We start from the raw sequence: 11590 nt of genomic DNA on the forward strand, positions 1-11590 counted from the left end.
CTGGCGGCATGCAGATCGAGGGGCGGCGCCGGATGCGGCGCGCAGTTGCTGCCGCACATAAAGCAGATCGCGCAAAAAGGAAATGGAGCAGCCATCCCTTCCGGCATGCGGAGCCGAATATCGACCATGCTGCCCGCTCCGTTGTCTGCAACGAAGGCCTCGTGATCTAAGCAGATCGAACGCGATCGGAGACCAGCGGACATGAACGAGACGTGGCGGCGGTTCGGCGCATACGACGTGCTCGCGTTGCATGACGGCATCTTCGAGGCGCCGCTGGACGTCCTGATCCATGCGGGCGGCCAGGCCGCCCTTGACGAAGCGGTCGCGGGCTGGAGCAAGCCGAAGGTCAGCATCCCGGTCAATTGCTTCGCCTTGAAGAATGCAGACGGGATCACGCTCATCGATGCTGGTACCGGCCCCTCCTGGGGCGAGGCGATGGGCCATGCCCCCACCGCCATGGCGAGCGCCGGAATAGCCCCCGAGCAGGTCGGACGTGTCCTGATCACGCATCTGCACGGCGACCATGCACTCGGCCTTTTCCACGGTGAGCGCGCCCGTTTCCCCAATGCCGAGATCATCGTGCCGAAAGCCGATCTCGCCTTCTTCGGCGACGAGGCCAATCGCGCACAGACGCCGCAGAACAGGCAGGGCGGCTTTGCCGTCGCCGCGGCCGTGACGAAGCACTATGCCGGCCGCATCCATCCCGTCGCGGCCGGCACCGTGCGGCCCGGTATCGCGCTGATCCCGCTCCCCGGCCACACCGTCGGCCATAGCGGCTATCTGATCGAAGGCGAGGAGAGCCTCCTGCTCTGGGGCGATGCGCTGCATCTGCCCGACCTGCAGGCCTCGGATCCGGATGTCGGCCTGGTCTACGATTTCGACGCCACGGCGGCCGTCGCCTCCCGCCGCGCCATCCTCGAACGCGCCGCGCGCGAAGGCTGGCTCGTATCGGGCGGCCATATCGAAGGTCTCAGACGCGTCAACGAGAGTGGCCCAGGTTACGAACTGCTTCCGGCCTGATTCGGCTAGCCGCGCAAACCGGCAGCATCGAGCAGTTTGCCGGCCGCCGCCCGCGCCTCTTCGGTGATCGAGGCGCCGGCGAGCATGCGGGCAATCTCCTCGCGCCGGCTGCCAGCTTCCAGCGACGAGACGCGGGTGACGGTGCGCTCGTCGGCGCCCTCCCCGCCCTGGGCCGACTTGGCAATCAGGAAATGCTGGCCGGCCTTGGCCGCGACCTGCGGCGCATGCGTCACCGAGACGACCTGCACGCGCGCCGCCAGCCGCGCCAGCCGCTCGCCGATCGCATCCGCCACCGCGCCGCCGACGCCGGTATCGATCTCGTCGAATACCAGCGTCGGGGCCGAGCCACGCTCGGCCAGCACCACCTTCAGCGCCAGCATGAAGCGCGAGAGCTCGCCGCCCGAAGCGACTTTCATCATCGGCCCGGGCCGCGTGCCGGGATTGGTCTCGACCCAGAATTCGACGCGGTCGAAACCTTCCAGTCCGCGCGCATCGGAATCGCTGTCGATCTGCGTGATGAAGCGGGCCCGCTCCAGCTTGAGCGGCGGCAGTTCCGCCTTGACCGCGGCGTCGAGCGCCGATGCGGCCCGCCTGCGCCCGGCCGAGAGCGCTGTCGCCAGAGTAACATAGGCCGCCTCGGCTTCGGCGAGCTCTGCCTCCAGGCGCTTGAGCGAGCCTTCGCTCTCGTCCAGCGCGGCGAGGTCTGCCGCCATGGTCTCGGCCAGCGCCGCCAGCGCATCGACCGGGACGTCGAATTTGCGCGCCGCCGCGCGTAGCGCGAACAGCCGTTCCTCGACGCGCTCAAGCACGCGTGGGTCGAATTCGGCCGCGCGCACCGCAGCCTGCAACGTTTCCCCTGCCTCCTCCAGCGCGACCACCGCCGTGGTCAAGGCCGCGATCGAGGGATCGACCAGCTCCGGCGCCTGGGTGGCGCGGCGCTCCAGCCGGCGCAGCACGCCCGACAGGGCGGAAACCGGCGAAGCCGTGCCGCCGACCGCCTCATAGGCCTCGATGATGTCGCGGGCGACCTTCTCGGCGGCCATCATGCCCTGGCGCTTTGCGGCGAGCGCCTCCTCCTCGCCCGGTTCGGGCGCAAGCTTGCCGAGCTCGGCCACCGCATGACGCAGGAAGTCCGCCTCCTTGCGCGCCGTCTCGACCCGCATGCGCTGGCTCTGCAGCGCCTGGCGCGCCTTCTTCAGCGTCTCGCTGGCGCGGGCGACCTCGGCCGCCTGCTCCGTCAACTCGCCGAAACCGTCGAGGATGGTGCGGTGCTGGGCCGGATCGGTCAGGGCCCGGTCGTCGTGTTGGCCATGGATCTCGACCAGCGCCGCGCCGATCATCCGCAGGATCTGCACGCTGACCGGCTGGTCGTTGACGAAGGCGCGGGTGCGCCCGTCCGCATATTGCACGCGCCTGAGGATCAGGTCGCCGTCGGTGTCGATCTCCTGCGCCTGCGCGAGCACGCGCGCCGGATGCGACATCGGCAGGTCGAAGACGGCGCTGACCTGCCCCTGCGTTTCGCCATGGCGGACGAGCCCGCCATCGCCGCGGGCGCCGAGAGCGAGCGCGAAACCGTCGAGCAGGATCGATTTGCCGGCGCCGGTCTCGCCGGTCAGCACGCTGAGCCCGCCCTCGAAGCCCAGGTCTAGCCGGTCGATCAGAACGATGTCGCGGATCAAGAGCTGAGCGAGCATGGCGACTCAGCTCCTTTGTGCCGGCGGCTGCAGATTACCTCGCCGGGGCACCAGCAGGCGGCCCTCAGAGCAGGATGCGAAAAAGTGGGAACCGGTTTTTCGCAAGAATCCTGCTCTGAACTCTTAGACCGATCACGTTTTATGATTTTGGATCGGTTCGATCCAAAATCATCGTGATCTACAGGCGGCCGAGACCGGTCAACCCGACGACTGCGCGCGTGAAGCCGTTGAAGGCCCGGCTGATATAGGAGCCGCGATCCTCGCGCGGCTGCAGGCCGCCGCTCTCCAAGAGCGTATAGGCGTCCTTGTACCACGGGCTGTCCGGGAAGTTGTGGCCGAGCACCGCCGCGGCGGTCTGCGCCTCGTTGGTGATCCCGAGCGCCATATAGGCCTCGGTCAGGCGCATCAGCGCTTCTTCGACATGGCGCGTGGTCTGGTACTTGGTAATGACATCGCGGAAGCGGCCGACGGCACCCGTGTAATTGCGCTTCTCGAGATAGAAGCGGCCGACATTCATTTCCTTGCCGGCGAGCTGGTCACGCGCGACCAGCATCTTCTCGCGCACGTCGAGCACGTATTCCGACTTCGGATAGCGGTCGAGCAGCTCCTGCATCGCACGCAGCGCCTGGTCGGTACGCTCCTGGTCACGCGTCGCATCCGGGATCTGGTTGTAATAGGACATCGCCAGGATGTACTGCGCGTAGGCTGCGTCCGGGCTCGCCGGGTTCTGCGCCAGGAAGCGCTTCGAGGCCGTAATGGCGTCGTCGTACTTGGCCGCCTCGTAATTCGCGTAGGCCGTCATGATCAGGCCCTTCTTGGAATAGGGCGAGAACGGCGCCTGCTTGTCGACTTCGTCGAACTTCTTGTTCGCGCCTTCGGTGTCGCCGTTCTGGAGACGGGCGAGGCCCTCATTGTAGAGCTTGTCGGCGGGAACCTCCGCCACCACTTCCGGCTTGTAGGTCTCGGGCCGGTCGAACGGATTGAGCGCGCTCATCGTGTCGCAGCCGCCGAGCGCAGCCGCGAGGGCGAGAGCCAGCGCGAGGCGTTTGCCGCCGCTCGTCGCTTCGCCGGGATTGAATGTCTTCAGCCGCATGACGCTCACTTCATCCGTCCTTGTGACGCCCTTCGTAAGAGCGCGCGAAATGGCTTTAGCTCAGAAGCAGCCTTTTCGCCAAGCGTGACGGGCGCTTCATGCAGTGCGTTCGCCGTTTCCAACAGGAAACGGGCGAATGCAAGGCGTGGCGTCGCGTAATACCTGCTCAGTGCAGATCGGGCGCAAGCGCGGCAGGCATCGGGCCGGCCGCCATCTGCACGGCGTGGTGACCGTAGACCGGCTGAGCCTCGACGATCGCGTAGTTGGCACGGTCGGCAAACAAGGCCTCGAGAATGCGGACGTTCATGCGGTGACCGCCGCAATAGGAACGGAACTCACCGAGGATCGGGTAGCCGGCCAGCGCGAGGTCGCCCACCGCGTCGAGGACCTTGTGACGCACGAACTCGTCGGCGTAACGCAGACCTTCAGGGTTGATGACCTTGTCGTCGCCGATCGCGACGGTGTTGTCGAGCGAGGCGCCGAGCGCGAAGCCGGCTTTCCAGAGCTGCTCGACGTCGCGCATGAAGCCGAAGGTGCGGGCGCGGGAAATCTCGCGGCCATAGGCCTCGGGATCGAGATCGAAGATCTTACGCTGGCGGCCGATGGCCGGGGTGTCGAAGTCAATCTCGACGTCGAGGCGGAAACCGTTCTCGGACGGAGCCAGCTCGGCAAAGGCGCGGCCCTGCTCGATGCGGACCGGACGCAGCACCTTGAGATAACGGCGGGTCGCGCCAAGCGCGACGAGGCCGGTCGACTCGATGGCAGTGACGAATTCAGCGGCGCTGCCGTCCATGATCGGCATTTCCGGGCCGTCGATCTCGATCAGCACATTGTCCAGGCCGAGGCCGGCGCAAGCCGACATCAGATGCTCGATCGTGGCGACGGAGCCGGAGGCCTGGTCGCCGATCACCGTGCACAGCTCGGTGGCGCTGACCTTGTTGTGGCGGGCGTGGATCAACTGCTCATGGCCGCCTTCGAGGCCCTTGCGCAGGAAGACAACACCGGAATTGGCAGTGGAAGGCCGCAGCGTGAGGCAGGCGGGAGCCCCGGAATGAACGCCGATGCCTTGCAGGGTCACGGGCGAGCGTAGGGTCGTCTGCCGTTCAGCCATCATACTCTGTATCCGTCTCAAACGCGCAAACTTCGGTGGGCGACGCCTTGCGGCGCAACCTGTTCGACGATTGACGCGGTTCCCTGAATTGCAGCGAACTCGGGATTAATCCCGAATCCCCCTACCCGGTGATGCGCTGCAAGATACGCGCTGGCGCACAACCTTCAAAATCACGCTTTCTTTCGCTCTGTAACAGAGCTTACGAAGCCATAGAAACTTAACCATCTGATTGATGTATATGGTTTTTCAGGCGTTAAAAAAGGCCCGGCGGGGGTTCCGCCGGGCCGTCTGTTTAAACCGGTTGAACCGGAGTTGGAAAGCTCAGTTCGACTGGCGGCGCAGGAAGGCTGGAATCTCGAGCTGGTCTTCTTCCGTGTTGCGCGCCGGCGCTGCACGGCCGAGCTGGTCGAGCTGCCCCTGGGCTGGCCGGGTGGCCGGCGCTGGCGGACGGCGCATGAACTCGGCATGGGCTGCGCTCGGGCCGGCCGCCGCGGCCGGAGGTGCCGGACGCGGAGCCGGGGCCGGAACAGGGGCCACCGGGACGTCGGCGTAGTCATCCTCCTTGCGGCCGAAGCCGACCGAAGCGAGGCGCTGCATCAGCGACATGCGCTTCTGCTCGGCTGAAGCCGGCGCCGGAGCAGGTACCGCGCCGCGGCTCTGCGCGATCTGCTGCTGGGCCGGCATCGGCAAGTCCTCGACGCGCGGCATGCGGGTCGGGCGGATCACGGCGCGCTCGGGCGCCGGCGGAATGAAGCTGTCCTCGAAATGCGGCATCGATGCTTCCGGAGCGCGAGTCTCGACGACCGGCGAGGCCATCATCGCCGGGCGCGGCTGGGCCGGCTCGATCCGGACATCGGCGGCATAGGCCGCCGGAGCCGGAGCACGGACCGGTTCCGACATTATGGTCTCGGCCACGGGGGCCGGCATCGGCGCCGGAGCCGGAGCCGCAGCGGACGTGCGGACGTTCGGGACGGTGGAACGCAGCCGCGCCTCGGCCTTCAGCCGCTCGGCGACCTCGGCGATGCGGGCTTCGGTCGGGTCGAGCTCGCCATGGGCGCTCATCGGCTTGTCGATGCCGGTGGCGACGACAGACACGCGCATCGTGCCTTCCAGCGCCTCGTCGAAGGTGGCGCCGACGATGATGTTGGCCTCAGAGTCGACCTCCTCGCGGATGCGGGTGGCGGCCTCGTCGACCTCATAGAGCTTCATGTCGCGCCCGCCGGTGATCGAGATCAGCAGGCCCCGCGCGCCCTTCATCGAGACGTCGTCGAGCAGCGGGTTGTTGATCGCGGCCTGGGCGGCCGAGAGCGCGCGCTTCTCGCCCTGGGCCTCGCCGGTGCCCATCATCGCCTTGCCCATGCCGCGCATCACGGCGCGGACGTCGGCGAAGTCGAGGTTGATCAGGCCGGGACGGACCATCAGGTCGGTGATGCAGGCGACGCCGGAGTAGAGCACCTGGTCGGCCATGCCGAAGGCGTCGGCGAAGCCGGTGTTCTCGTTGGCGACACGGAACAGGTTCTGGTTCGGGATTACGATCAGCGTGTCGACGGCTTCGTTGAGCTCGCCGATGCCGGCCTCGGCCATGCGCATGCGGCGCTGGCCCTCGAACTGGAACGGCTTGGTGACGACGCCGACGGTGAGGATGCCCATGTCGCGGGCGACGCGGGCGATCGCGGGAGCCGCGCCCGTGCCGGTGCCGCCGCCCATGCCGGCGGTGATGAAGACCATGTGGGCTCCGGCGAGATGATCGCGGATCTCGTCGATCACCTCCTCTGCCGCCGCCCGGCCGACTTCCGGCTGCGAGCCGGCGCCGAGGCCTTCAGTGACCTGGAGGCCCATCTGGATGATGCGCGGAGCGCGGGCGAGTGCGAGCGCCTGCGCGTCGGTGTTGGCGCAGACGAAATCGACGCCGTCGAGCCCGGCCTCGATCATGTTGTTCACGGCATTGCCGCCGGCACCGCCGACACCGAACACGGTGATCCGGGGCTTCAGTTCCCGGATGTCCGGGGCTTGCAGGTTCATCGCCATGATTGCCTCTTTCACTGTCCTGTCCGGCTCCTGGCGGGCCGTCCCGTCTTCCACGCCAGGGGCCGTGGCCCCGTTCTGTTAAAACTCACCCCGGGTCGCCTCGCCTCTCGGCGTCGCGGCCCGCAACTCTAGAAACTCTCGCGCAGCCAGCGGCCGACGCGAGAGAAGTAGCCGTCGGTCGCATGGGCGAAGAAAGACGCCCCGGCTCGCGGCTCGAAATGTTCGACATGCGCGACCTGCGGATAGACCAAGAGGCCGACCGCCGCCGCGAAGGACGGACCCTTGCCCGCTTCCGGCAGGCCCTTGATTCCGAGTGGCCGGCCAGTGCGGACCTGGCCGCCGAGAATGCGCCGCGCCACTTCCGGCATGCCGGTGAGCTGGCAGGCGCCGCCGGTCAGCACCACGCGGCGCCCGGCCTCGGCCGAGAACCCGGCCGCCTTCAGCCGGTCGCGCACCAGTTCGAGGATTTCCTCGACGCGTGGCTTGATGATCCGCACCAGATGCGACTTCGAGAGATGGTTCGGCATGTCGCGCTCATCGTCGTCGACCTGCGGCACCGCGATCATGTCGCGCTCGTCGGAAGGGCTGGCGATGGCCGAGCCGTGCAGCGTCTTCAGCCGCTCGGCCGCGGAAACCCGGGTCGAGAGCCCGCGCGCGACGTCCATGGTGATGTGGTTGCCGCCGACCGCGATCGCGTCGGCATGGGTCAGGTGCCCGCCGGAGAAGACGCCGAGCGAGGTCGTGCCGCCGCCCATGTCGACCACGACGACGCCCATCTCGGCCTCGTCATCGACCAGGACCGAGAGGCCAGCCGCGTAGGGGGTCGCAACCACCGCCTCGACCTCGAGATGGCAACGCTCGACCGCGAGCATGACGTTGCGTGCCGCCGCCGCCTCCGAGGCGACGACGTGCATGTCGACCGAGAGCGAGCCGCCGATCAGCCCGCGCGGGTCGAGCACACCGGGCGAGCCGTCGAGCGCATAACCGGTCGGCAGCGCGTGCAGCACCGCCTTGCCCGGGCGGATTGCGTGATTCGCCGCGGCCGCGAGCACGCGCTTGACGTCGGAGTCGCCGACCGAGCCGCCGCGCAGATCGACGCTGGCTGCGTAATGCTGCGAGTTCAGGCGTCCGCCGGTCAGGTTCACGATCACCGACTGGACTTCGACCTTGGCCATGCGCTCGGCCGCGTCCACGGCGGCGCGGATGGCGCGTTCGGCGCTTTCAAGATCGATGATCGCCCCGCCCTTCAGGCCGAGCGAGCGCTGATGGCCGATGCCGATGATGCGCGCGACATGGGTGCGCCCGCGCAGCCGCTCGTTCGCCTCGGCCGGGTTGAGCTCGGCGATCAGGCAGACGACCTTGCTCGTGCCGATGTCCAGAATCGACAAGGTCGCGCTCTTGCGCGACGACAAGGGCCGCATCCGCGGCGTCAGGCCCTGCGAGGTCAAGCTCATGCCTCGCCGCCCTTCTTCTTCGTCTTGCTCTTGAGCTGCTCGGCCCGCGCGGTCGCGGCTTCTTCGGTCAGGCGCATGGTCACGCGGTCAGGCTGGCGCATGTCGATGGCGATTAAATCCTTCTCGCTGATCCGGAAGTCCTGCTCGAGACTGGCGAGGCGTTTCACCGCGGCTCCGGCGCCCTGCTCCGGCAGCCTGATGTCGGCGCCGGTATCGAGCTTGAGATTCCAGCGCCGGCCGGCGACGAGGCTGCCGGCGCGGATGCGCGCGGCGAAGGGGCCGGCCTCGTTGAGCAACGCGAGATAGTCCTTTGCCTTGAGATTGGCGTCGGCACCGACGACCAGCGGCAGGTTGGCGAAGCGGCCGTCGTCCATCTTGTCGATCACCGTGCCGTCCTGGGCGATGAGGAAAAGCTCGCCCTTGACCTGCCAGAGCGCATAGGGCTCGCGCTCGGTGAGATTGATCGAGATCTCACCGGGATAGAGCTTGCGGACCGAGGCTTCGCGGATCATCGGCGTGGCCTCGAGCCGCTTGCGGGCTTCGTCCGCATCGAAGAAGGCGAGCGAAATCTTGGGATCGATGCCGGCCGCGACCAGGACCTCGATCTCGGAGAGCCCGCTCAAGCCCGAAATGGTGATGCGGTCGATGCCGAGCCCGACAGCCCGGGCCAGCGCATGCCTGGGTTCGCCATAGGTCTCGCGGAAGGTCTCGTAATGGCCGCCGAGGATCGCCCCGGTCGCGCCCGTGAGCGTCAGGAAACCGATCGCCAGCCAGGAGCCGAGGCCACTCGGCAGCCGCTCGGCCAGCGGCACCGCGACGGCGCTGCGGCGCGAGCCGCGGAACCAGCGACGCGAGCGCTCGCCGACGAGGAGCTGAGGCCCCGTCACGCGCATCGGCAGGTTGGCCCCGGCAAACACCGGTTCCACCTTCACCGATTTAAGGAGGCGTCCTCCACGATCCATCTGACGAGCTCACCGAAATTCATGCCCGCATGGGCGGCTAATTCGGGCACCAGGCTAGTCTCGGTCATGCCCGGCTGCGTGTTGACTTCCAACCAGACGAGCGTGTCGCTCTCGTCGTCGTAGCGGAAGTCTGAACGGCTGACGCCGCGGCACCCGATTGCTTGATGCGCCGTTAACGCACACTCTTCGATCCGCTGGTAAATATTCGGTAAAATTTGAGCCGGGCAGATGTGGATTGAACCGCCTTTGGCATATTTGGCGTCGTAGTCGTAGAACTCGCCCGTCGCCGCCCGAATCTCCGTTACCCCCAAGGACTTGCCGTCCATCACCGCGCAGGTCAGTTCGCGCCCGGCAATGAAGGTTTCGGCCAGCATGGTCTCGCCGCAGGGCCAGTCCGGCCGGGCGATCTCCTGGGGTGGGTGCTCGCGGCCTTTCTTAACGATCACCACCCCGACAGATGAGCCTTCGTCGATCGGCTTGATCACATAGGGCGGTGGCAGGGGATGTCGTTTCGCCGCCTCGAAGCGCGAGACATTGACGCCATGCGCCACCGGCACACCGGCGGCCGACACGACCATCTTGGCCTTGTCCTTGCGGATGGCGAGCGCCGAGGCGAGCACGCCGGAATGGGTATAGGGAATGCCGAGGATCTCGAGCATGCCCTGGATGGTGCCGTCTTCGCCGAAGCGGCCATGCAGGGCGTTGAAGACGACCTCGGGCTTCAGCCTGGCCAGAACCTCGGCGACGTCGCGGCCGACCTCGACGCGCGTGACGCGGTAGCCGACGCTTTCGAGCGCCCGAGCACAGGCCGCGCCGCTGCTGAGGCTGACCTCACGCTCGACCGACCACCCGCCCATCAGCACTGCGACATGCTTGCTCATCAAGGTTCCTGACACCGAACTCCTCGGGCCGAACCTGAGCCGACATGGTTAACGACGCGTTAACGAAGCGCCCTGCCGGTTAATGGAAGCGCCCCTGTTGCGCGCAGGACTCACTCCCCTTCGCCGGCCGCGACCTTGGCCAGCAGGGCCTTGAGTTGCTCGCGTTCGGACGCGCCGAGCGCCGAAAGCAACCGCTCCTCCGTCGCCACATGCGAGACCACGAGCCGTTCGATCAACGCGAACCCTGCGGGCGTCAGCAGGATGCGCAGGCTGCGCCTGTCCTGCGGATCGGCCTGCCTTGCGATCAGCCCGCGCTTCTCCAGCCGGTCGAGCCGATTCGTCATCGCCGAGGTCGACAGCATCATGTCCTTGGCGAGCTCGGACGGGGTCAGCGAGCCGCCATGCTCGCCCTGGCGGCGCAAGGTCATCAGCACGTCGAAGCCGGCGAAGTCGAGCTCGGCCCCGGCGAGATTGCCGGCCAGGCCCTGGCGAATCCGCTCGCCCGCGCGCCAGACCGCACCACAGACCGCCATCGGACTGGGATCGATGTCTGGTCGCGCCACTCGCCATTGGGCCAGAATCGAATCCAGCGGTCCGCCCTGCCCATTCGCCTCGTCAGCTTGACTCATGGAAATCCTGCGCCTAATTATCCGTCATCAAGTAATTCGATATCGAATTATCTGACGTCGGACAACCTTACCAGCCCGGCGCAGCTGCCGCAAACCGCGAGAGCAAGACGATGACGGACAGAACTGCTGCCTTCCCGATCGACCCGATCTTCATCGAGCGTTGGTCGCCGCGCGCCTTTCATCCTGAACCAATGGCACCGGAGGCGCTGCTGACCGTGCTGGAAGCCGCCCGCTGGGCTCCCTCGGCCTATAACGAGCAGCCATGGCGCTTCCTCTACGCGCTGCGCGGTGATGCCCATTGGCCGCAATTCGTCTCGCTGCTCGACAGCTTCAACCAGAGCTGGGCCGGCTCGGCCTCCGCCCTCGTCTTCCTGCTGTCGGATACCGGCTCGGACGACGCCGCCCAACAGCCGCAAGCCTCGCCGATCCGCAGCTTCGACACCGGCGCCGCCTGGTCGCATATCGCCCTGCAGGCCGTCCGGCTCGGCTACCACGCTCATGCGATGGCCGGCATCGACGTCGAGGCCACCCGCAAGAGCCTCGCCGTTCCCTCGCGCTTCCGCGTCGAGATCGCCGTCGCGCTCGGCCGCCGGGCAGAGCCCGAGACGCTGCCGCCGCAACTGCGCGAGCGCGAATGGCCGAGCCCCCGGCGCCCGCTCACCGAAACCGCGTTCTCCGGCCCCTTCCCGGCCTGAGCGCCGGATCCACCTCTCTCGAA

General features: G+C 67.3%; 10 protein-coding genes. 2 read left to right on the forward strand and 8 right to left on the reverse strand.

Annotation, left to right across the window (positions count from 1 at the left end):
- The first annotated feature begins 201 nt into the window (after nucleotides 1-201).
- Nucleotides 202-1020 carry an AidB family quorum-quenching N-acyl homoserine lactonase gene (aidB, locus tag ACSQ3M_RS12820; protein ID WP_436150467.1) on the forward strand — a complete coding sequence of 273 codons (819 nt, stop codon included), beginning with the start codon at nucleotides 202-204 and terminating at the stop codon, nucleotides 1018-1020.
- A gap of 5 nt (nucleotides 1021-1025) precedes the next feature.
- Here the strand turns inward: aidB and recN are convergent, their stop codons facing one another.
- The 8 genes from recN to ACSQ3M_RS12860 all read right to left on the reverse strand — a co-directional run bounded on the left by recN (nucleotide 1026) and on the right by ACSQ3M_RS12860 (nucleotide 10872).
- Nucleotides 1026-2714: a DNA repair protein RecN gene (gene recN, locus ACSQ3M_RS12825; protein WP_436150468.1), complete on the reverse strand. Its 1689-nt coding sequence runs from the start codon at nucleotides 2712-2714 to the stop codon at nucleotides 1026-1028.
- A gap of 178 nt (nucleotides 2715-2892) precedes the next feature.
- Entirely contained in the window at nucleotides 2893-3807 is a 915-nt protein-coding gene (locus tag ACSQ3M_RS12830; RefSeq protein WP_436150469.1) for an outer membrane protein assembly factor BamD, read from the reverse strand.
- A 166-nt stretch (nucleotides 3808-3973) separates the two neighbouring features.
- Entirely contained in the window at nucleotides 3974-4921 is a 948-nt protein-coding gene (gene lpxC / locus ACSQ3M_RS12835; RefSeq protein WP_436150470.1) for a UDP-3-O-acyl-N-acetylglucosamine deacetylase, read from the reverse strand.
- Between the two features lie 318 nt (nucleotides 4922-5239).
- A complete protein-coding gene (gene ftsZ, locus ACSQ3M_RS12840) occupies nucleotides 5240-6946 on the reverse strand; it encodes a cell division protein FtsZ (protein ID WP_436150471.1) in 1707 nt (568 codons plus the stop codon).
- A 128-nt stretch (nucleotides 6947-7074) separates the two neighbouring features.
- Nucleotides 7075-8400, reverse strand: a complete 1326-nt coding sequence (gene ftsA / locus ACSQ3M_RS12845; RefSeq protein WP_284170983.1) for a cell division protein FtsA — start codon at nucleotides 8398-8400, stop codon at nucleotides 7075-7077.
- Nucleotides 8397-9332 carry a cell division protein FtsQ/DivIB gene (locus tag ACSQ3M_RS12850; RefSeq protein WP_436150472.1) on the reverse strand — a complete coding sequence of 312 codons (936 nt, stop codon included), beginning with the start codon at nucleotides 9330-9332 and terminating at the stop codon, nucleotides 8397-8399. Before ACSQ3M_RS12850 ends, ftsA begins: the two co-directional genes overlap by 4 nt.
- Nucleotides 9329-10243 (reverse strand): D-alanine--D-alanine ligase, encoded by a 915-nt coding sequence (locus tag ACSQ3M_RS12855; protein WP_436150473.1) that lies wholly within the window; start codon nucleotides 10241-10243, stop codon nucleotides 9329-9331. Before ACSQ3M_RS12855 ends, ACSQ3M_RS12850 begins: the two co-directional genes overlap by 4 nt.
- Nucleotides 10244-10353: 110 nt before the next feature.
- On the reverse strand, nucleotides 10354-10872 hold the full coding sequence (locus tag ACSQ3M_RS12860) for a MarR family winged helix-turn-helix transcriptional regulator (RefSeq protein WP_436150474.1): 519 nt from the start codon (nucleotides 10870-10872) through the stop codon (nucleotides 10354-10356).
- A 110-nt stretch (nucleotides 10873-10982) separates the two neighbouring features.
- Here ACSQ3M_RS12860 and ACSQ3M_RS12865 point away from each other — a divergent pair, with 110 nt between their 5' ends.
- Nucleotides 10983-11567 carry a nitroreductase family protein gene (locus ACSQ3M_RS12865; protein WP_436150475.1) on the forward strand — a complete coding sequence of 195 codons (585 nt, stop codon included), beginning with the start codon at nucleotides 10983-10985 and terminating at the stop codon, nucleotides 11565-11567.
- Nucleotides 11568-11590 lie beyond the last annotated feature (23 nt).

Origin of the sequence: Allobosea sp. LjRoot90, from assembly GCF_964254315.1 — a bacterium.
In the GTDB taxonomy this organism is placed as follows: domain Bacteria; phylum Pseudomonadota; class Alphaproteobacteria; order Rhizobiales; family Beijerinckiaceae; genus Allobosea.

Excerpts from the sequence above, each read along its gene's own strand:
- aidB (WP_436150467.1), top strand. The coding sequence starts at position 202 with ATGAACGAGACGTGGCGGCGGTTCGGCGCATACGACGTGCTCGCGTTG.
- ACSQ3M_RS12855 (WP_436150473.1), bottom strand. The coding sequence starts at position 10,243 with ATGAGCAAGCATGTCGCAGTGCTGATGGGCGGGTGGTCGGTCGAGCGT.
- ftsA (WP_284170983.1), bottom strand. The coding sequence starts at position 8,400 with ATGAGCTTGACCTCGCAGGGCCTGACGCCGCGGATGCGGCCCTTGTCG.
- recN (WP_436150468.1), bottom strand. The coding sequence starts at position 2,714 with ATGCTCGCTCAGCTCTTGATCCGCGACATCGTTCTGATCGACCGGCTA.
- ftsZ (WP_436150471.1), bottom strand. The coding sequence starts at position 6,946 with ATGGCGATGAACCTGCAAGCCCCGGACATCCGGGAACTGAAGCCCCGG.
- ACSQ3M_RS12830 (WP_436150469.1), bottom strand. The coding sequence starts at position 3,807 with ATGCGGCTGAAGACATTCAATCCCGGCGAAGCGACGAGCGGCGGCAAA.
- ACSQ3M_RS12860 (WP_436150474.1), bottom strand. The coding sequence starts at position 10,872 with ATGAGTCAAGCTGACGAGGCGAATGGGCAGGGCGGACCGCTGGATTCG.
- ACSQ3M_RS12865 (WP_436150475.1), top strand. The coding sequence starts at position 10,983 with ATGACGGACAGAACTGCTGCCTTCCCGATCGACCCGATCTTCATCGAG.
- lpxC (WP_436150470.1), bottom strand. The coding sequence starts at position 4,921 with ATGATGGCTGAACGGCAGACGACCCTACGCTCGCCCGTGACCCTGCAA.